Raw genomic sequence first — 21,818 nt, 5'->3', positions numbered from 1 at the left:
TGAATTTATTATTAATCATTAATTTATCTTGTGGATAATATTGATGATAAATGTGTAGATAACTATGAGGATAACTGTGTGGAAATTAATCAGAATGAAAAAGTTGATGTTCCTCAATGGGTAACAACTTGGGCTGAATATATCCTAAATCAGTATCTTTCATCAGATGATTTAAATGAACAATCCATTAACACCATTGAACAAGTTCTGATGGCATCTACTGTCGGCGATAGTTGTATTGATTTGAAAGGGGATGTTATCCAAGATCTGAGTAAGCTACTCGTGAGCGCAGAGCTTGCAGAGCAACAGGTCGCGCCTTTTGTTTATGATCAGAACTATTTGTATTTATATCGCTATTGGCAATTAGAGCAGCGTTTAGCTCAACAAGTTTATCGTTTAAAGCAGCAAACGATAGTGCCTGTAGATTGCACAAAATATGAAAAATTATTAACCGATCCATTTCAAAAGCAAGCTCTGGAAATGGTATCAAGGCAAGCGCTGAGTATGATTACGGGTGGTCCAGGTACAGGGAAAACGTATACTCTAGCGCGTATTATTGCTGTATTAAATGAGTCGAATCATCAGTTAAGAATCGCAATGGCTGCACCGACAGGGAAAGCTGCACAGCGAATGAAAGAAGCATTGCAAAACTCATTAAATGACGATGCAATGCTCAATATGGGTTTGGATATTGCCCACTTAAAGCAGCAAAATACGTTAACAATTCACCGTCTTCTAGGTTTAGGGCATAGCGCTCAACCTAAATACAGTCTGAAAAAGCCATTACCCTATGATGTGGTGGTGATTGATGAAGCCTCAATGCTTGATCTCAATCTCGCGACGATGCTTTTTGAAGCGATTCCAGACCAATGTCGTTTGATCTTGTTAGGGGATGCACAGCAGTTGGCCTCGGTTGATGTGGGGATGGTATTGGCGGATTTACAACAAGTAAAAGCGCTTAAAGACCATCACGTCAATTTAGTGACCAGTCGAAGATTCAAAGCAGGTGCAAAAATCGGTGATTTGGCAAGGTTCATCCAGTCACATCAATGCTCACCACAAAGCTCTAAAGTTGAGGTATTGGCTAAATTTGAGAAGGAGATTTGTAGAGCATCTGAAATCCAACAGATTAATTTAGCTGAGCTTCAAGAGGATCTTGTTCAACTAGAGTATTTGAATAAAGCATATTCAGATCAAGATTTAAAAGACTATTATCTTAAATTAAGCTCGGGGTTTAAGGATTACTTTAAAGCACTCAACCTTTATGTCAGAAATGGATATCAGCAGCAGGATGTGGCTGAAATTATCCAAAAATTTGATGATTATAGGATCTTAGCTGCAGTGAGACATGGACATTTGGGATTGAATCGTTTGAATGATGAAATTGAAAGGGAGCTATTTCAGCACATGCGGATATCACGACACGACCATTGGTATATTGGTCGCCCTGTCATGATGACATATAACGATTATCAACTCGGGCTTTCTAATGGTGATATTGGGATATGTCTCAGACATCGCCAGTTTGCTGATCAATTTGAAGTATATTTTCCAAGTCTTGACCAATGGTTTCCAGCATCACGTTTACCAAAGTCAATGCAAACCTGTTATGCGCTGAGCATTCATAAGTCGCAAGGTTCTGAATTTAAACACACTGCAGTTGTATTAGATGAGTTTGCGTCACGTCTATTGAGCCAAGAATTATTGTATACCGCGATTACGAGGGCAAAAAAAGCAGTCAGTTTATTGGTGGATACTGATGCTTTATTTGAGGCAATAAACATTAAAACAATAAGAAAAACAGGTTTATTGAATAAATTAAACACTTTATTTATATCTAATATTTAACGATTGGTTGAAAATAGAAAACCTTTGTAGGAAATATCTTACAAGGATTCGAGAAATTGGCGCATAGAGCTTCGTACAATTTTTTGCGATGATTGCTTGCATAAAAGGTTCAACACGGAAAGTTGAGCAATATCGCATAATTACAATAATTTATAGTCGAGAGACTGCGAACTTACAATGATGTAAGTGATAAAAGAGGAAACTTACAGCCGCTAAGCCTTGTAGTTTTGGGAGAGACTACAGGGCTTTTTTATATACATATAAGATTAAATTGATTACATAATGTACGCAATTTCTTACATAAAGATCAGAAAACTGCGACTTGTGTTGCATAATGAATCTGGCAAAATAGTCATATAAGGAAATGAAACCTTAAGAACAAGGACCGTATTAATAATAAATGTGTGTGCAGCACTTACAATAAAAATATAAATAACAGAATCATAACTAAAATATAAGAATCTACAGCGCAAAAAAGGCCCTATGACTTGTCATAGGGCCTTTTTTAACCGTTTATCTTAATCTTAATTTTTAGGCATCTTTATACTTGTTTTGACTTAACGATTCTATTAAAGTGCGTAAAAATTATCACTTTACAAAAAAACCATGAAAAAATTCATAATTTTAATCATTTTGGTGAGTGTTGTTCTGTTTGGGTTGTATAAATGTTTTAAGCCTGCAGATCAAAATACTTCCTCAGTCGCTCAGATTGATTCTCTATCTGCTCCTGAGAGTGGACAGCAAACGCCAATATCGCCTAACGAAGATCAAGTCGAAGATTTAAATGAGTCTGAGAAGATGCCTGTTACTGATTCTCCAGATTTAGTAGATCCGAAGAGCGATTTTTCGATTAAGCCTATTGATCCAGAAACTGATCCAGCCAATCAAGTGTAACTTTTTACCCTGCGCACTAAAAACATAACAACGGAGAATAATTATGTTTAAAACTTTATCATTAAGCGCATGTCTGAGTGTTTTGATGGTCGGAACTGCGATGGCTCAGATGAGTCCTGTAGCAGCTAACGCTCAATTGAACAATCAGGCAAAACAAAAAGTGTCGAAAGGTGGTATTAATCTGTCGGCATTACTGAACAACAGTTCAAATGATTTAATCGTTGAATATCATGTTGACACTAATCATTTAGAAAATAATCGCACTCAACTTCGTGAACATCTTGCTCAAAAGAAGCAATCGATTCAATCGCGGTTTATACGTTTAGGTGGTATTCAATTACTACGTGATTATAATGCTTTACCATATAGCTTTCATCGCGTTCAAAAGCGTGACACGCTCGTAAGCTTATTGAATGACCCGAATGTAAAAGCAGTTTATCCAAATAATGTTTCTTATACGACAGCATCTCAAAGTCTACCATTAATTGGTCAAGTACCTGCGGCTGCGCAAGGTTATACTGGTGAGGGGACAACAATTGCTATCTTAGATACAGGTATTAATTACCGACATTCAGATTTTGGTAATTGTACAGCGCCAGGTGTACCATCATCGACTTGTAAAGTTTTAGAAACTGTCGAGGTTGCTCGAGAAGACTATCAGTTAGATGTTAATGGACATGGAACTAACGTTGCAGCAATTGCTTCTAAAGTTGCACCAGGTGCAAAAATTGTCATGCTTGATGTCTTCACTGGTAGTACCTCTAGAGATGGGGGGCCAGCATACGATTATGATCTAGTGGCTGCCTTGAATTGGGTGGCGAACCACTCCCAAAGCAAAAACATTAAATCTGTAAACTTAAGCATTGGTAATGGACGTAGTTATTCCTCAACTTGTACTAGTTCCGTACTTACAGATTCTTTTTCGAAGTTGAGAGGCTATGGGGTATTACCAGTTGTTGCATCTGGTAATGATAGCCATCTGAGTGGTATATCCTATCCAGCATGTACTGCGGGTGCGGTCAGTGTAGGAGCGGTTTATGATGCTAATGTAGGTTCAATTGGATTTAAAAATTGCTCTGACAGTGCAACTTATAGCGACAAAGTAACTTGTTTCAGTAACTCGAGTCGTAATTTAACTTTATTGGCGCCTGGTTCACGTATTACCGCTGGCGGATATACAATGGATGGTACTTCAATGGCTGCACCTCACGTCGCTGGGGCTGTTGCTGTGTTACGTGCGAATAATGCTTTCCCGAATGAATCATTGGATCAAATTGTTGCACGTATGACGTCTACGGGAACTTTGGTTACGGATCATCGTAACTCAATTCGCACACCTCGTTTGAATTTAATTGCTGCGTTAAATGGTGCTCCATCTACTCCAGCACCACAACCCCCTGTGGTTGAGCCACCTGTAGTGACGCCAACTCCTACGCCAACACCAACTCCAGCACCACAACGTAACTGTCGTACTTTCTTATTTGTGACAATCTGTAGTGGTTAATTAATAGCTAATAGATTAAAACTTTAAAAAAAGGCATCTAAATGATGCCTTTTTTACATTGATATTAAACACGTTCAGTTTCAGATTGATCAGTTCCAAATAACGCGCGTCTTTTTTCCTTAGGAATACTTGGGCATTGGTTGGATATTTGATATAGCACTTTTGCTAAAGCGGCTAAATGTGTGCCTAACACAGATTTCCCTGTATTTAAGAACGATACACTGATATCCCGTTGAGGATCTGCCCAACATAAAATATTCGAGAAACCTAGATGACCAAAAGCTTGTCCAGTATTTGGGCCAAATACACCGATTGGATTACTGCCTAACATCGGACCAAGTGCATAACGCATAGGTGCTAAAAGGTTACGGTCTATTGTTGTATTGGATGTAGGGAGTGTTGCTCTGAAAACCGTTTCTGAATTGATAATTTGCTGGTCTTGATAACGACCACCATTGAGTAACATTTCAAAAAAGCGATTGGCTTGTTCAGCACTGGTGTAAATATTTCCTGCTGGACAGACGGTATCCATAAAACGGGGATCATTGGTGACATCCACTGCCAGTTGCAGTCCTCCGCCTAATACACGATTGAGATATAGGTCAGTCCCCAAGACAGGGTGAATCCCAGTTGGATAATTTTTTGCAACTAAATGACGTAGTTCTGGTTTTAAACCATAGTTGAAGAAAGGTAAATTCATTGGTTTTTCAATATGTTCGTGCAAGTAATCACGAATATCTTGTCCTGTTACACGTTCAACCAATTCTCCTAAAATATATCCAGCAGTTACAGCATGATAAGAGAGTTGCGAGCCTACGGGTGCAATCGGTTTTGCTGCATAAAGATGCTCCAGGATCCCTTGACGATCAAATAAAAGCTCTGGAGTGACCTCAGTTTCAATTTTAGGAATACCGCCACGGTGTGATAACAAATGAAATATGGTGGCGCGTCGTTTACCGTTAACACCAAACTCTGGAATATAGCGACTCACTGGATCAAGTAAGTTAATTTTCCCTTGTTGATCTAACAAATGCACTAACATGGCATTAACGATTTTAGAGGCAGAAAACATACAGACCGGTGTTTCTGGTGTCGCAACTTTAGAAGGGTCTGTTTGATAGTTTGGACCAAGTTCTGTGTAACCAATACTGCGATTAATTAATATCTGACCCTTGCGACGTAAACACATACTGATCATTGGATGATTGCCAGTACGATAAAGTGCTTCAACACTGTGCCAAATTTTATCAATTTGATGTTGCGTCATTCCCCCAAGTTCTGGCGCAACTTCGTCTTTATGACGAGTGATCGTAGTTAAGTCTTTTGGTGCTATGCACGTATTTGTAGAGAGTAATTTCACGTTCATTCCATATTTCATTGTTTTTATAACAGGCAAGTTTGCCCTGCCAAAAAACAAAAGTCAGTATCTTTAACGACATGAATTGATGATTGTTTCTGCCAGAAGTTATTGAGCGGATAATTTTGCTTTTTGAGGGGGGTTCCTTTAAAATAGCACGCTGCTGTAGTGATGCACGGCAGTCAATTCCGCTTTGAAGAGCGTCATTGATTTGTATCAAATACTTTTAAATAAGCATCTCGGAGAAATCGAATGGCTTTAACAAACGCAGATCGCGCAGAGATCATTGCTAAATTTGCTCGCGCTGAAAACGACACTGGTTCACCAGAAGTTCAAGTAGCTCTTTTATCTGCTCAAATCAATGACTTACAAGGTCACTTCAAAGAGCACAAACACGACCACCATAGCCGTCGCGGTCTTATCCGTATGGTTAACCAACGTCGTAAGCTTCTTGACTACCTTAAAGGTAAAGATGCTACTCGTTACAGCGATTTGATTGCTGCTTTAGGTTTACGTCGTTAATTCGATTTAAACTTTATTTTCGGATTATTGCATGTTGAATGCTGTATTGCTGAAAACTAAAGGCGATCTAGTTTCGACTAGATCATGGGGAAGGGGCGAATAGTTTCGCTCCTTCTTTGTGTTTAAAAATAGTGTTTCTAGTGAGGTCGGCTTCTAAGCTTTGTCATTTAAAACCTGTGTTGTGAATGCCAAACCTTAGGGGTCTCCACTAGAATAAAATCAGGAAAAAATAGAACATGTCGATGTTTAATATTATTCGTAAAGAATTCCAATTCGGTCAGCACCAAGTTGTGCTTGAAACAGGCCGTGTGGCGCGTCAAGCAAATACAGTAGTGATTACCATGGGTGGTGTGACTGTATTGGTTGCTGTTGTTGCTCAACCAACTGCGAAAGCAGGTCAAGACTTTTTCCCACTGACTGTTAACTACCAAGAAAAACAATATGCTGCAGGTCGTATCCCAGGTGGTTATGGTAAGCGTGAAGGCCGTGCATCTGAAGCTGAAACTTTAATTTCACGTTTGATCGACCGCCCAATTCGTCCGTTGTTCCCAGAAGGTTATTACAACGAAATCCAAGTGACTGCAACAGTTGTATCATCTGACAAAACTATGGAAGCTGATATTGCTGCAATGTTAGGTACCTCTGCTGCACTCGCAATTGCAGGTACACCATTCCGTGGTCCAATTGGTGCTGCACGCGTTGGTTTAATTAACGGTGAATACGTTCTTAACCCAAGTCATGAACAACTTGCTCAATCTGACCTTGACCTTGTGGTTGCAGGTACAGAAGCTGCTGTTCTTATGGTTGAATCTGAAGCGAAAGAACTTTCAGAAGACCAAATGTTGGGTGCTGTATTGTTCGGTCACGACGAAATGCAAATTGCAATTCAAGCGATCAAAGAATTTGCTGCAGCTGCTGGCGCGAAGGAATCTGACTGGGTTGCTCCAGCGAAAAACGAAGACCTTCGTAGTCAATTGAAAGCAGCTTTTGAAGCGAAAATCTCTGAAGCGTATACGATTGCGGTTAAGCAAGACCGTTATGCAGCACTTGATGCACTTCATGCTGAAGCGGTTGCTCAATTCGTTCCAGAAAATGACGAAACAGGTATTGCTGACGAAGTTAACGAATTATTTGAAGACCTTAAATATCGTACAGTTCGTGACAATATCTTGTCTGGTAAACCACGTATTGATGGTCGTGATACTAAAACTGTTCGTGCAATCGACGTACAAGTGGGCGTATTAGATCGCGCTCATGGTTCTGCATTGTTTACACGTGGTGAAACTCAAGCACTTGTAACAACAACTTTGGGTAACACGCGTGATGCATTAATGGTGGATACCCTTGCAGGTACGAAGACTGATAACTTCATGCTTCACTACAACTTCCCTGCATACTCTGTAGGTGAAACTGGTCGTGAATCTGGTCCTAAACGTCGTGAAATTGGTCATGGTCGTTTGGCACGTCGTGGTGTTCAAGCAGTTCTTCCACCAGCTGATCGCTTCCCGTACGTGATTCGTATCGTATCTGACATCACTGAATCGAATGGTTCGTCTTCAATGGCGTCTGTGTGTGGTGCTTCTTTATCACTTATGGATGCAGGTGTTCCACTTAAAGCGCCAGTTGCAGGTATTGCAATGGGTCTAGTGAAAGAAGGTGAACGTTTCGCAGTTCTTTCAGACATTCTAGGCGACGAGGATCACCTTGGCGACATGGACTTTAAAGTAGCAGGTTCTGCAAACGGTATTACTGCACTTCAAATGGACATCAAGATCGAAGGTATTACTGAAGAGATCATGGAAGTTGCATTGAATCAAGCGTATGCAGGTCGTATGCATATCTTGAATGAGATGAATCAAGTGATTTCACGTGCTCGTCCTGAAATCTCAATGCACGCACCAACATTCCAAGTGATCAGCATCAATCCTGATAAGATCCGTGACGTGATTGGTAAAGGCGGCGCAACTATTCGTCAAATCACTGAAGAAACCAAAGCAGCGATCGATATCGAAGATAACGGTACAGTACGTGTATTTGGTGAAACTAAAGCAGCGGCAATGGCTGCAGTAGCGAAAATCCAAGCGCTTACAGCAGAAATTGAACCAGGTACAATTTACACAGGTAAAGTCATTCGTATCGTTGAATTCGGTGCGTTCGTCAATATCCTTCCTGGTACTGATGGCTTGCTTCACATTTCACAAATCTCGAACGAGCGTATTGCGAATGTGACAGACGTTCTTACTGAAGGTCAAGAAGTTAAGGTACAAGTTGCGGATGTTGATAACCGTGGTCGTATCAAACTTACAATGAAAGACATTGAACAAGCTTAATCATTTAAGCTAATTCTAAGCCTTGTGTGGTGCTTCGTTTAAACGAGTGTTACACAAGGCTTTTTTTATGGCATGATCAAAATGTTCTCATTTAAAAATAACTAAAATGCAAAAGTTTAATTATTATTATCATCAAGGTGACGGGTATATTTATCTGAGTGAAGAATTATCGACTGATGTTGATGCAGAATTTATATGGTTGAGTTTTGAACGCCACGAATTGATTCAAAATACAGAGACGTGGCAACGATATATTTTTGAGAACACTGGAATTCTGTTGAACGAATTTCATCTTAAAGATATTCAAAACATTGAGCATCCTTGCGTATTTGATGCATTGGATGATTATGATTTATTGATATTTAAAAAATTAATCACCCCAGATGACCACATTCAAATTCAGAATGGTCATTCAGCTGAACAACAAACTGCGGACATTGTTACAACGCCGGTAAGTTTTGTCATGACATCAAATGTTTTAATCACAGTGCATGAACGAGGTAATCGTGTATTTGAAACATATCTTGAAAGAGTGCAGGCGATTCAAACACGACCTATAGAGCAACAAAATATTCCACGAAAATTAGCACAGAGCCCTGTAGATATTGTGCTTAGATTACTGAATATGATGGTGGATGGCTATTTAGGTTTACGTGTGCCACTAACCAAACGTGTGGAATTTTGGCAAAGAGAACTATTACAAGGAAATCAAAAATTTAATCGATGGAATCAACTGCTGCAAGAGATCACGGCTTTTCAACAAGTTGAAAATTTGTGTGAAGAACAGGTTGAATGCCTACAAGAATTAAGAGATGAAGTTGTCGAAAATTATCATCATATTAAAGCTAAACGTAAGGCAGAGAAGCAAAATTTAATGCTCGTCCGAATGGATGATTTAATTAGCCATATTGAAAGAATACAAAAGCACAGTGTTCGGTTAAACCATGCAGTACAAGCCGCTATCGATTTGCACTTTTCAGCAGTGGCCAATCAAACCAATGAAAATATGAGAATTTTAGCAATTATCACCGCTGTATTTGCACCACTGACTCTTCTTACAGGTATTTACGGAATGAATTTTGAATTTATTCCAGGATTAAACTCACCGCATGGCTTTTGGTATATGCTCACAGCCATGTGTGTGACAACACTTTTGTTAATTTGGTATTTTTATCGTAGACAAATGGTCGGACGCGGTGAAAAAAGTGTGATGGAATTGTTGGCTCAACAAAACCAGCAGCAACAACTCGGTTTGTTTGCATTTTTGGAGTATGAACCGATTCAAAAAACATTGAAAGGTACGCTCCGAGAAATGGGACGTTGGACTCGATTAAAATAGTCAACGTCACATAAGGCACTTATGCTTTAAGTCAGAATGATAAGTGCCAGATTCACCGTTATTTTATAATATTAAATTGAAATTACTGGGTAAGGTTCATCTGCGCTTGTTTGAGCAAACGATACATTTCATCTTTTAATTTAAGTTTTTTTCGCTTTAGAAACTCAATATCATCATTAATTACATTAACTGGATTTAGTTCCAAATGCGTAATTTCATGATCTAGCGTTTCATGTTCCTCGAAAATTTTAGCGAAGTGAGGGTTTTCTTCTCTTAAAGGCTGAATAAGTTCACGGAACTCAGGGAAAAGGTTTTTCAGCTTTTTATTGCATTCTTTAACTTTCATTGATGGTTTAATCCTTTCATTCTAATCAATAAAAAATAAATGCATGTAACAGTACATGCATTTATGTGGGCTTGCTTTATTTGAAGTATTTCACTTGCTTGCGCAATTGTTGTACTTCATCTATCAGATCCATCATCATGGCGACGGCAGGGAGACTTGCTTCAAAATCCCGTTGCAAGCGATAAGCTCTCCGTGCTCGAGTAAGTTCTTCACCAAAAAATTGATGGATTTTTTGCTCAGAACGAGCAGGTAGAATCTCATATTCAAGTAATTGCAAAACCCATTCAGGACTTTGTCCGCATGCTTGGGCAAAATGCTTTAAATCAAAAATACATTGGTCATCAATGATTTCAGCCTCTAAATATCCATTTTTGTACACTTCTCGGTACTGAATCGTTGTCATGATTCACCTCCTTCATCACGAGGGTTGAAATGTGTAAATGCTTGAGCAAATTGCTCATATGCCTGTTTTTGCTGCGGGGATTCTGCTCTTGGATAAACAATATTCAGGATTAGATAAAGGTGTCCCGGGGGTGAAGAGGGAATCCCTTTTTCTTTAATACGGAGTTGTTTGCCATAAATTGTATGTTGAGGAATGCTGACTTTGATCTTTCCAGAGGGAGTTTTTAGCTCGATGTCTTGGCCTAAAGCAGCTTCCCAAGGACTAATATTAATGTGATAGTAAATGTCTGCCTGATCGACATATATGCTGTCAGTGGTTTGATAATGGATCTGTATATAAAGATCTCCATTTTCACCGCCCGATAAACCAGCTTGTCCTTGACCTTTGAGTCGAATTTGTTGACCGTTTTTCATCCCTTTCGGGATTCTAATTTCAAGGGTTTTTCGCTGAACTTCAGGTTGTCCATATGCATTAAAAGTGGGTATACGCAATTGGATGGATTGAGTGACACCTTCAAAAGCGACTTGTAAGGGCACTTCTATACTGGCATGTTGATCTTCACCACGAATCGGCTGGGATTTATATTGGTGTGAGCGCTGTGCATAACCTCCACCAAAACCTGTTCCAAAACGCCCAAACAAATCTTCAAAGCCAGAAAATTCATGATTTGTATGGTTTTCACTATCCGAGAAAGGAGACTGACTATTCAACTGATCGAGTTGTTGATCGTACTCTTGTTTCTTTAAAGGATCACTTAATGTGTCATAAGCCGTATTAATCGCCTGCATTTTTTTTTCGGCATCAGGTGCTTGACTGATATCGGGATGGTATTTCCGAGCCAGTTTTCGATATGATTTTTTTATTTCCTCAGGACTCGCATCGCGATCTAGTCCGAGTTCCTCATAATAATTATTTGCCATTAAGCAAAAATAACCGTTGATTAACTTTTAATCATTATGAGCAGACTTTCGAAGACTACAATATGTTCAGATGGTGAATAATTGTTTCAATTTCTTACAACAAAAAAAAATCAGCAAGTAAAACTTGCTGATTTTCGAAGAGAACTGTTTAGGATTAACTGAGGTGCTCGCCGAATAGACCAAGAGCTTCTTCAGCAGTAAATCTGTATTGAGTGTTACAGAATTGACAGTCCATGGTAATAGGGTTCTGTTGTTCTAAAATTTCACGCACAGATTCAGCACCCACCTGAATTAATGCTGTAGAGCAACGCTCTTTAGAACATGTACAGCCAAATTGAAGTTGTTCAGCTTCAGGTAGTCTGACTTCTTCTTCATTATATAAGCGATACAAAATTTCTTGCGCATCCAGCTCAGTAAGTTCATCTGTTTTTAAAGTTTCAGTGAGCATGGTTAGACGAGGCCAGATATCTTCATCAACCTTTTGCTGCTCTTCATCATTGTTACGCGGTAATAATTGAATCAAAAGACCACCAGCGCGTTGAGCAGTACTAGCTAAAACGATCTTGGTTGGGATTTGGGCAGATAAATCATAATACTGCATGAGGCATTTAGCTAAATTCGGCTGATCTAAAGGCACGATACCCTGATAGCGTTCGCCAAATTCAGGTTCAATATTAATAAATAAAACTGGACTGACCAAAGTTTTCAGAACGATGCTGCTGTCTGATGCTTCTTCAAAACGTGGATCAGCTTCATATTCAGCTAATCCGCGTACTTCACCGAGGTGATTACATTCAGCCATAGCCCATTTTAAGGTGCCAGAAGCTTGAATTTGGAGGCTAATACGTCCCTTAATTTTAAGTGTGCTGGCCAACAATGCAGTTGCACTGAGCATTTCGCCCAATAAAATTTGAATCGCAGGTGCATAGGCGCGTTGCGCTAAAATTGTTTTAAGCGTATCTTCAAGATGTACGACTTCACCACGAACAGGGCTGTTATCAATAAAAAAACGTTGACGTAAATCAGACATAAAATTCTCCAAATCCCTGTCTAGATGGTGACGATATTGTAAATCACAAGTTAAAATTCTTCATCTCGACAAACATTAATTTGGTTTTGCGAGTGCTTAGCGCGTCGTTCTACAGAACTTACTTCAGAATCAATGGTTTCATCTAAACTTTCTAAAAGTGGTTGATGTTGTTGCGCATCATTTTCAAAAATTTGTTCGAGTTCCGCTAAGAAATTTCGATAGCTTTCAAAGACTTTTTGATCATCCGTATAGATGCGTTGTTGCTCAGCTAATAGACGCTCATCATAGTCCCTAAATATTTCAATACTATGTTGAGCATGTTCTTGACTTAAACCTAACGCGGTTAAGGTGCGAAATGCCATACCGAGTGAAGATAGAAAAGTTTCACGCCAAATATGCTCAATGCCTAAGTCTTTAAGTAAATGCATATGATGTCGATCACGGGCACGGACGATGAGTTTGAGCATTGGATAATTCAAACGTAAATGGCGAGCAATATTCATCGACATTTCCACATCGTCTACAGCAAGTACAAATGCCTTAGCATGCTCGATGCCTGCAGATCTCAATAAATCAGGGGAGGAGGCGTCTCCATAATAAATTTTACCACCGTACTTTCTCACAAAATCAATTTTTTCTAAATTATTATCAATGGCTGTAAAGCTGACATGATTGAGATAAGCAACGCGCGCCACTATTTGTCCGACGCGTCCAAAACCTGCAATGATTAATGTTGAATGAGTGTCTGGTAATGGGACATCTTCAGCGCTATCAGTCTTTCGATCAAGATATGGAATGAGCCATCGTTGTGCAAGCCAGAAAATGACAGGGGTGAGTGCCATCGAAATTGCAATGATCAGAATCGTAGGGGATAACACTGCTTGAGTAATTAAACCTTCGGTATTCGCAACAGCTAAGATTACATAAGCAAATTCTCCTCCTTGAGCAAGACAAATGGCAATCAATACACTGGTTTTCCATTGAAATTTAAAATATCGTGCGATTGCAACCATGCTTAATATTTTTATGATGATCAGCACGAATGCCCCACCAAAAATGAATAGCGGCTGATCTACGAGGAGATCAATCGGTGTCATCATGCCTACGCTCATAAAGAATAAACCGAGTAATAAACCTTTGAAGGGTTGAATGCTCGATTCCAGTTCATGGCGAAACTCAGAATCCGCGAGTAACACACCTGTCAGAAAAGCACCGAGCGTGGTGCTTAATCCGAGCATATCCATAAACAGAACGACAGCTAAAACAATGAAGAGTCCAGCAGCCGTAATGAGTTCAGTTGCACCGCTCTGTACAATGAATCTAAAAAATGGTCGCATTACATAGCGACTAAATAAAAATAAGCCAGTAAACGTTGCAACAACAGCGGCAAAATAAGCAATACCATGATGTGTAGACTGATTTCCCGCGAGTAGGGGAATCAGGGCGAGTAAAGGAATAGCGGCAATATCTTGAAACAGTAAAATAGAGAAAGATTGCTGACCATGCGCGGTATTCAGCTGCTGCTTTTCTGCAAGTAATTGCATGACAAATGCTGTAGATGATAAAGCAAGGGCAAGACCAATTACGACACTAGCGGCAAGATGCTGTTGGAAGAACAGCCAAATGGTTGCGACAAGAATTATACCTGTGATCAAGACTTGAGCACTTCCAATCACAAATATAGAGTGACGCATATTCCACAAGCGCTGAGGGCGTAATTCTAGGCCGATTAAGAACATCAAAAAAATCACGCCGTACTCAGCTAATTTCATTAATGTTTCGGCATCATTGGTCACATTCAATGCACTTGGACCAAGTAATATTCCTGTAAACAAATAACCTAAGACTGTCGCAATACCAATTTTTTTTCCGAGCGGAACAAAAATTAATGCGGCAGCTAGAAAAATTGTGATTTGTAACAACAATGGCATTGGCCTTCCCTAAAGTGGAATGTTGGACTGATGAAATTGTAATCGTGTCTGCTTTAGCTGTGTAAATTTAATTCAGGTCTTCGACTTTGATAATTTAACTCTATTCATGATTAGCTTAGCTCTTGAGGATCTATATCAATACTGAGCTTCATCGTTGAAGGTTTTTGTTGAAGCACGAATGGCCACCATTCTCGTATATAGAAATGCATTTTTGCACGATCTGATGACAATAAAACCACATGTGCCTGATAACGCCCAGCCTTTCGCTCCATTGGCGCAGGAATTGGACCCCAAATCTCGATCAGCTCACCAGTATGTTGTTGGAGCGATTGTGTCATATTGGTTAAAAAATTGAGATTTTCTTCCTGACTACGCGATTCACAACGTATTAATGCTGCATAGCGCATTGGAGGGAGTAAAGCAGCTTGACGATCATGAAGTGTTTCACGAGCAAAAGCACGATAGTCTTTATTAATGAGCGTGTTGAGTAGAGGGTGATCAGGTCGTAAAGTTTGTAGATAAACCTCACCTTTTTTTTCACCTCGTCCTGCACGACCTGCAACTTGAACAATCAATTGGGCTGTTCGTTCCGTTGCTCTGAAATCAACACTGAGTAGGCCACTATCAATATCTAAGATTGCAACTAAGGTTACATACGGAAAGTGATGACCTTTGGCTAACATTTGCGTACCAAGTAAAATCATCGGTTTACTTTGATGAATTTGCTCGTAAATTTTTTGCCAACTCCCGACACGGCTCGTGGAATCACGATCTACCCTGACCACAGGAAAGTCTGGAAATAAAAGTTGTAAATTCTCTTCAACTTTTGCCGTGCCCATTCCAATAGGCTTCAAGGTGTGTTGCTGACAAGAGGGGCATTGATCAGGCAGTCGATTAATTGTCCCACAGTGATGGCAATGCAGGTGCTCATATGGTTTTTTATGAAGCGTAAAATGTGCATCACAATGGGGACAATTGGCTTGCCATCCACAGCTTTCGCAGATCAGGACAGGTGCATAACCACGTCTGTTTAAAAAGATCAGTACCTGTTCTTCTTGATTGAGTCTTTTTTGAATTTCTTTAATGAGTTGTTCGCTTATACCATGCTGTTTTTGAGCAATCTTTAGATCAATTAAATGAATTTTAGGTAAGCTTGCACCTGCGGCACGTTCATCGAGTTTCAGAATCGTTAATTTTTTTTGCTCCACCAAATGATATGAGTCAATACTTGGTGTTGCTGAGCCAAGGACAATAGGGCATTGCTCTAAATAAGCGCGATAGAGAGCAACATCACGTGCATGGTAGCGAAAACCTTCTTGTTGTTTGAATGACAGGTCATGCTCCTCATCTAAGATAATGAGCCCTAAATTTGGCATGGGGGTGTAAATCGCAGAGCGTGTACCAAGAATAATGGAGGCCTTCCCTGTTTGAGCATATTGCCAAGCTTGGAGGCGCTTTGTGTCATTCAGTCCGGAATGCAACAAGACAATATTGCAGTGAAAGCGAGATTGAAATCGACTGATAGTTTGAGGGGTTAAGCCAATTTCTGGTACCAGTACCAATACTTGCTGACCTTTTTGTAAAACCTCTTGCATGACTTGCAAATAAACTTCAGTTTTTCCGCTTCCAGTTAAACCATCGAGTAAAAATGCTTGATAGCGATTTTGTGCTTTTAAAATGGATTGAATTGCTTTTTTTTGATCATCATTTGCAGTCAATGGCATTTGAGCCAGCTGTACAGGTTCAGGACTAAAGTCCTGCTGAATCAATTTGCATTCGACGATTTCTTTCTTTTCAAGCGCTTTTAATGTTGCTGTTTCCACACCACTCAAATTCAGTATTGTCTCGGCAGTCCCTTGCGGATGTAACTTTAATATTTTATAAGCCTCTTGTTGTTTTAAAGATCGAGCCACTTTCTTTTCAGCGTCTAAATTTAAAACTTTCCAAGAGTGAGCTAATAAATTATAGGGTTTACCCTGCCTTAAAAATGTCGGCAAAGTGGTATGCATGACTTCCCCAATGGGGAATTGATAATATTGAGCAGACCACTGCGCGAGCTGAATGATCGTAGCATTGAGTATGGGTTGCAGATCCAAGATTTCAGTGATGGGTTTCAGTTTGATTTTCGGATCTAATGGCGTTTCCGGTGCGATCTTTTCAAGTACGATTCCGACTAAGTTTTGACGACCAAACGAAACAAGAACACGGCAACCTATGTGTATAGTTTGGTATTGTTCTGCAGAAACTTCATAATCAAAACAATCATATAGATAAACTGGCACCGCGATGCGCACTCGATAAACAATTTGGCTTAATTCTGAAATATTTGTCATATATAGTCGTCAATCAATATGGTGAAAACTTATCGTGGATAACCAATGCTTGTGATAGAGTGTTCAAGTTGTTGCAAGTGATCAATATGAATGAAGAGAACGGTCTAAGGCAACTCTTAAGACATCATAATTAGGAAAATTAGAGCATTATCATGCCCGCATATCAATATACTGCCATCGATGCTTCAGGAAAGCAGCAAAAGGGTGTGCTAGAAGGTGATTCAGCCCGACAGATTCGACAACAGCTTCGGGATAAACAATGGATTCCAGTACAAGTTGATGCTGTAGAACAAAAAGACAAGCATCGAACTGGTGGTATTTTTCAAAAAAAATTTACAGCTTATGACTTAGCTTTGATGACTCGCCAATTATCCGTATTAGTTGCTGCGGGGATCCCACTTGAGGAAGCATTAAGAGCAGTTGCCAAACAAAGCGAAAAAGCTCACGTGCAAAATTTGATGTTATCTGTAAGATCAAAGGTTTTAGAAGGTCATTCCTTGGCTCAAGGGATGCAACAATCTGGCAGATTCCCTGAACTTTATATTGCAACGATTGCTGCTGGTGAACGATCAGGACACTTAGATCTTATTCTCGATCAATTGGCTGATTACACTGAAAATCGCTTTGCGATGCAAAAGAAGATTCAAGGTGCAATGATTTATCCTATTATTTTGATGTTGATGTCTTTCGGTATCGTAATGGGACTCATGACCTATGTGGTACCAGACATCGTTAAAACTTTTGACCAAAGTAAAGATGCGCTACCTTGGATTACGGTTGCTTTAATGAAAGCCAGTGATTTTATACGTCAAGCTTGGCCATTTGTATTGGTTGCATCGGCGTTGGGATTCTTTCTATTGGTGCGTTTTTTAAGGACTGCCGCAGGACATTATGCTTTTGATCGCCTCACATTGAAGTTGCCATTATTTGGAAAACTATCACGAGGTATTAATGCCGCCCGTTTTTCAAGTACCTTATCTATCTTAACGCAATCTGGTGTTCCTTTGGTCGACGCGTTGAAAATTGGTGCAGCAGTAAGTAGCAATTGGGTTATTCGAGATGCAGTCAATGTCGCGGCTGAAAAGGTCACAGAGGGTGGAAATTTGGCGACGCAACTTGAACGCTGTGGTTATTTTCCACCGATGATGGTGCAAATGATCAAAAGTGGTGAAGCCTCGGGTGAGTTGGATCGAATGTTAGAAAGAGCTTCGACGATGCAAGATCGAGAGGTTACTACATTGATCTCAACATTATTGGCGTTGTTGGAACCACTAATGTTGGTGTTAATGGCTGCGATTGTATTGGTGATCGTGATTGCTGTCATGTTGCCAATCGTCAACATGAACAATATGATTTAAATAGATTCAATAAATTCTAATAATGAATGAAATAGCGAGTGAAAACATGCGAAACAAGATGAAAATGCGAAAACAATCTGGTTTTACCCTGATCGAAGTGATGGTGGTGATTGTGATTTTAGGTGTGCTTGCAGCACTGATTGTGCCTAATGTCATGGGTCGTGGTGAGAAAGCGAAGGTTGATACCACAATCATTACGCTGAAAGGTGTTGCAGGTGCATTAGATCAATACAAATTAGACAACAACCAATATCCATCCATGCAAGATGGTGGCTTGGATGCCTTGGTCAATCAACCAGCTTCAGCAAAAAATTGGTTACCTGGTGGTTATGTGAAGGGTGGTTATCCTAAAGATAGCTGGGATAATGATTTGCAATATGTGATTCCCGGTTCGGAAGGTCGTGCATATGATCTTTATTCATTCGGTGCAGATGGAAAGCAGGGTGGCGAAGGAAATGATGCTGATATCTTTTACACACCATAAATGACAATCATTATTAAAAACTATTCATGGTATTAATCACTTCACTTAATCGAATTAATAAATATTGAGTGAAGTGATAATCTTTATTATTTGATTTTATCTGGTTAAGTTTTTGATAATTATAATTTTTATAAATAATTGGTTTTTGAGATTCATAATAAGAATTATTCCCATATTTAATGGTTACAAGAAACAGAAAATATGAAGAAAATTAGGCTTTTTATTTTAATTTTTCCCTGCATAATGGAGCCAACAGCTTAGCTTGATAATAAGGGGGAATGATGAAAGCATTAATATTGTCAGATGAAATCAATTTATTTCATTGGACTGTGCTCAAGTCTGCACTGCTTATTTTGAGCTTATTGCCTATTAGTCATCTATTTATTGATCTTTGGTCAAATGCAGATGCAAGCAGTCAAATCATGATCGGATTTATGGCGATTAGTGTATTTAGTGCGATTACGATTTTAAGTTTTTATAGTGCACTTAAGGCATCTGTTTTGATGCTGTCTGATATATCTTCAACATTTGAAGCGCTGCTCATTAAAATTTATCGATCTATTCCCATGTTAAGTTTGATGGCAATGCTGTCTTACCTCACAACAAAAATTTAAAAAAACCGAGCATATTTGCTCGGTTTTTTTGATATAGAACGTATATTTGATTTGAACCAAGTGTTATCGACGAGATTTAAAACTGACATCGACAACACGTGGTCTAAAGAACCAACCCATCACCAATAAAATCAATGACAATCCCAATATTGGCCAATCACTGAATCTCGTATACCAAGTTTGCCCTTCCATTGCAGGTAGATCACCACGAAGAACCGCTTTTTGATCAATTGGGGCTTGGCTGACGATTTCCCCTTTGTGGTTGATAAAAGCAGTCACACCTGTATTGGTTGCACGAATAAACCAGCGTCCATTTTCTTTTGCTCGCATTTGTACCATTTGTAAATGTTGCCACGGACCAGCCGTACCAGTAAACCAAGCATCATTTGAAACGGTGACGAGGAAATCACTATTTAGTGCATTGCGTCGGGTTAGGTTCGGATAGGCAACCTCATAACAAATCGCAGCAGCTAATTTGTGGTTGTGAATTGAAAATGGAGCTTGATCCTGCGGACCACGTGAAAAACCGCTCATTGAAGGATCATTTTGAAGCGCAGGTAACACCCAACTTAACAGGCCAGACAGCGGAATATATTCACCAAAAGGAACGAGACGCTGTTTTTTATATAAGCCTGTAGCTTCATCACCGGATGCCATCATGGAGTTATAATAACGCGGATAACCCAATGCCTTAGATTCATTTAAATCCCAATATGGAATGCCTGTTACCCAAGCTGTGTTGGTACTTTTGGCTTGCTGATCCATTGCATCTAAAAATGGTTCGATATCTGATTGAAACATTGGGATAGATGATTCAGGCCAAACCACCAAGTCACGTCCCCATTCTGATCGTGTTAATTGTGCATAGATTTCAAGTGTCTTTACTTGATACTCAGTTAACCACTTTAAATCTTGAGGGATATTACCTTGGATTAAAGAAACGCTCAGCGGTGCTGATTTTTTTTCTTCAACAAAAGTTAAATAGGATGCGCCCCATGCACCTAGTAATACAATTGAAACTGGAATAGCCCAAAAGTAGCGTTTTCGTAGGAGTTCAACAAGTGCAGATGCAATGAGAATGACCACGAAAGAAACGGCAAATACACCAAATAAAGGTGCATAGCTATCTAAGAAGCGCTCGGTAAAAGCATAACCTGCAAATAACCAAGGGAAACCAGTAAATACCCAAGTTTTTGCCCATTCAAAGAATACCCATAAAGGGGCAAAAGTAAGTGGTGTTTCTGGAAAGAATCGACGATATATCCAAGTTTGTATTGCTGTAAATAGCCCCATCACCAAGGCCATAATCGCAATCATGATGACACTTAAAAACGCAGATGTATCACCATACACATGGATAGAAGTGTATAACCAGAATGCACCAACAAACCATAAACCAAAACCGTAAGTCCAACCGATGAGGAATGCTTGTTTAGTATTTCTCTTACTGAGTGTGGCATATAGCAATGCTGGCGATAATATTGCCAGCCACCACCAATAAAAAGGTGCAAGTGCGAGACTAAAAGTCGCACCTGCTGTTAAAGCAATAAGGAGTGGATAAATGAAAGGTAATGATTTTTGTTTTTCTGAAGGACTCAATAATTTTTGAAAATAGGCTCTCATTTACGCACAGCTCGAATCAGATGGATAGTACGGACATCTGCTTCCACAATGGTAAATTCCCAATCTCCCAATTCAATCACTTGGCCTTGAAGATCGCTGACTAAACCAATTTCTTGCAGTAATAGTCCACCCACAGTTTCCACTTCATCATCGGAAAATTCAGCATTTAAAACATTGTTAAAATGTTCAATTGGTGTAAGTGCTTGAACTAACCACGTGTTACTACTGTCGCTGGTTTGATCTGGAACGATGAAATTGGCTTCTTCATCGACATTGTCATGTTCATCTTCAATTTCACCCACAATTTCTTCAAGAATATCCTCAAGTGTCACTAAACCCGAAGTAGAACCGTACTCATCAATCACAATCGCAATATGTGTTTGAGTGTTTTTTAGCATTCGGAGCACTTGATCAGAACGCGCGCTTTCAGGCACAAAGATCGGTTGGCGCATCAGCGAATGTACATTTACTTTCGAATCACGATCTTTTAAGAAAGGTAAGAGGTCCTTTGCCAAAAGGATACCAATGACGTTATCAGGTTGATCTGTTGAAAATACAGGGAAACGTGAGTGCGCTGACTCGATGAGAACATCAAGGATATCCAATAACTCATCATCTTCTTGTAAGCTAACCATTGAAGTTCGTGGCGTCATGACTTCACGAATTTTAGTCGCTGGAAGGTCAAAGATTCCTTCGAGCATCGCTACTGTATCTGGTTCGAGTAGTCGACGTGAATCTTGTACAATTTTTAACAGTTCATCTCGGGTTTCTGGGGCTGTGCCTAACCATTTGCGTAAGCCACGCATACCCCACGATGTACCTGATTCCTCTTGCATGATCTTTCCTAAAGACTCTTCAATTGAAAAAATAAGTTTTAATCATACCGAAGAAAATACGCTTGTCTATTGGTAAAATTTTGATTCCTAATGATCTATTTGATCATAGACCACTGTATTTGGAGTCTTTTTCTGAATTTGGGAGT

General features: G+C 39.6%; 18 protein-coding genes. 9 read left to right on the top strand and 9 right to left on the bottom strand.

Annotated elements, in window-relative coordinates:
• The first annotated feature begins 78 nt into the window (after positions 1-78).
• The 3 genes from recD to AC1M85_RS13160 all read left to right on the top strand — a co-directional run bounded on the left by recD (position 79) and on the right by AC1M85_RS13160 (position 4,246).
• On the top strand, positions 79-1,848 hold the full coding sequence (gene recD / locus AC1M85_RS13170) for an exodeoxyribonuclease V subunit alpha (RefSeq protein WP_488213214.1): 1,770 nt from the start codon (positions 79-81) through the stop codon (positions 1,846-1,848).
• A 606-nt stretch (positions 1,849-2,454) separates the two neighbouring features.
• Positions 2,455-2,742 (top strand): hypothetical protein, encoded by a 288-nt coding sequence (locus AC1M85_RS13165; protein WP_035264045.1) that lies wholly within the window; start codon positions 2,455-2,457, stop codon positions 2,740-2,742.
• Between the two features lie 43 nt (positions 2,743-2,785).
• Entirely contained in the window at positions 2,786-4,246 is a 1,461-nt protein-coding gene (locus tag AC1M85_RS13160; protein ID WP_481613116.1) for a S8 family peptidase, read from the top strand.
• 64 nt (positions 4,247-4,310) lie between these two features.
• Here AC1M85_RS13160 and AC1M85_RS13155 read toward each other — a convergent pair whose 3' ends face one another.
• On the bottom strand, positions 4,311-5,606 hold the full coding sequence (locus AC1M85_RS13155) for a serine hydrolase domain-containing protein (protein ID WP_488213884.1): 1,296 nt from the start codon (positions 5,604-5,606) through the stop codon (positions 4,311-4,313).
• A 249-nt stretch (positions 5,607-5,855) separates the two neighbouring features.
• Here AC1M85_RS13155 and rpsO point away from each other — a divergent pair, with 249 nt between their 5' ends.
• From rpsO to AC1M85_RS13140, 3 genes are all read left to right on the top strand, one after another.
• Positions 5,856-6,125, top strand: coding sequence for a 30S ribosomal protein S15 (gene rpsO / locus AC1M85_RS13150; protein WP_035264047.1), 270 nt, complete (start codon positions 5,856-5,858; stop codon positions 6,123-6,125).
• A gap of 242 nt (positions 6,126-6,367) precedes the next feature.
• Positions 6,368-8,455, top strand: a complete 2,088-nt coding sequence (gene pnp, locus AC1M85_RS13145) for a polyribonucleotide nucleotidyltransferase (protein WP_488213883.1) — start codon at positions 6,368-6,370, stop codon at positions 8,453-8,455.
• Between the two features lie 106 nt (positions 8,456-8,561).
• Positions 8,562-9,794 (top strand): magnesium transporter CorA family protein, encoded by a 1,233-nt coding sequence (locus AC1M85_RS13140; RefSeq protein WP_488213213.1) that lies wholly within the window; start codon positions 8,562-8,564, stop codon positions 9,792-9,794.
• 82 nt (positions 9,795-9,876) lie between these two features.
• Here the strand turns inward: AC1M85_RS13140 and AC1M85_RS13135 are convergent, their stop codons facing one another.
• The 6 genes from AC1M85_RS13135 to AC1M85_RS13110 all read right to left on the bottom strand — a co-directional run bounded on the left by AC1M85_RS13135 (position 9,877) and on the right by AC1M85_RS13110 (position 16,757).
• A complete protein-coding gene (locus AC1M85_RS13135; RefSeq protein ID WP_481586754.1) occupies positions 9,877-10,140 on the bottom strand; it encodes an HP1242/YdcH family protein in 264 nt (87 codons plus the stop codon).
• Positions 10,141-10,216: 76 nt separating this feature from the next.
• A complete protein-coding gene (locus AC1M85_RS13130; protein WP_035264056.1) occupies positions 10,217-10,543 on the bottom strand; it encodes a chaperone modulator CbpM in 327 nt (108 codons plus the stop codon).
• Complete coding sequence (locus AC1M85_RS13125; protein WP_481593266.1) at positions 10,540-11,463, bottom strand: DnaJ C-terminal domain-containing protein; 924 nt, start codon at positions 11,461-11,463, stop codon at positions 10,540-10,542. The genes AC1M85_RS13130 and AC1M85_RS13125 overlap by 4 nt, the downstream gene beginning before the upstream one ends.
• 154 nt (positions 11,464-11,617) lie before the next feature.
• A complete protein-coding gene (hslO, locus tag AC1M85_RS13120) occupies positions 11,618-12,493 on the bottom strand; it encodes an Hsp33 family molecular chaperone HslO (protein ID WP_035264061.1) in 876 nt (291 codons plus the stop codon).
• Positions 12,494-12,543: 50 nt separating this feature from the next.
• Positions 12,544-14,424, bottom strand: coding sequence for a monovalent cation:proton antiporter-2 (CPA2) family protein (locus AC1M85_RS13115; RefSeq protein ID WP_488213212.1), 1,881 nt, complete (start codon positions 14,422-14,424; stop codon positions 12,544-12,546).
• A gap of 110 nt (positions 14,425-14,534) precedes the next feature.
• Positions 14,535-16,757 carry a primosomal protein N' gene (locus AC1M85_RS13110; protein WP_481589131.1) on the bottom strand — a complete coding sequence of 741 codons (2,223 nt, stop codon included), beginning with the start codon at positions 16,755-16,757 and terminating at the stop codon, positions 14,535-14,537.
• A 152-nt stretch (positions 16,758-16,909) separates the two neighbouring features.
• Between AC1M85_RS13110 and gspF the strand changes: the two genes are divergently transcribed.
• The 3 genes from gspF (at position 16,910) to AC1M85_RS13095 (ending at position 19,213) form a co-directional block, all read left to right on the top strand.
• Positions 16,910-18,115: a type II secretion system inner membrane protein GspF gene (gene gspF, locus AC1M85_RS13105; protein ID WP_179998831.1), complete on the top strand. Its 1,206-nt coding sequence runs from the start codon at positions 16,910-16,912 to the stop codon at positions 18,113-18,115.
• A gap of 46 nt (positions 18,116-18,161) precedes the next feature.
• A complete protein-coding gene (gene gspG, locus AC1M85_RS13100; protein WP_092767409.1) occupies positions 18,162-18,599 on the top strand; it encodes a type II secretion system major pseudopilin GspG in 438 nt (145 codons plus the stop codon).
• A gap of 281 nt (positions 18,600-18,880) precedes the next feature.
• Complete coding sequence (locus tag AC1M85_RS13095; RefSeq protein WP_488213211.1) at positions 18,881-19,213, top strand: hypothetical protein; 333 nt, start codon at positions 18,881-18,883, stop codon at positions 19,211-19,213.
• 63 nt (positions 19,214-19,276) lie between these two features.
• Here the strand turns inward: AC1M85_RS13095 and lnt are convergent, their stop codons facing one another.
• Positions 19,277-20,836 carry an apolipoprotein N-acyltransferase gene (gene lnt / locus AC1M85_RS13090; protein WP_488213210.1) on the bottom strand — a complete coding sequence of 520 codons (1,560 nt, stop codon included), beginning with the start codon at positions 20,834-20,836 and terminating at the stop codon, positions 19,277-19,279.
• Positions 20,833-21,672, bottom strand: coding sequence for a CorC family transporter (locus tag AC1M85_RS13085; protein WP_035264074.1), 840 nt, complete (start codon positions 21,670-21,672; stop codon positions 20,833-20,835). The genes lnt and AC1M85_RS13085 overlap by 4 nt, the downstream gene beginning before the upstream one ends.
• Between the last annotated feature and the right edge of the window lie 146 nt (positions 21,673-21,818).

The sequence above is a fragment of the Acinetobacter sp. 24-47-64 genome (assembly GCF_057737055.1).
Note: the sequence above shows the minus strand (reverse complement) of the source record. Positions and strands in the feature narration are given on the sequence as shown.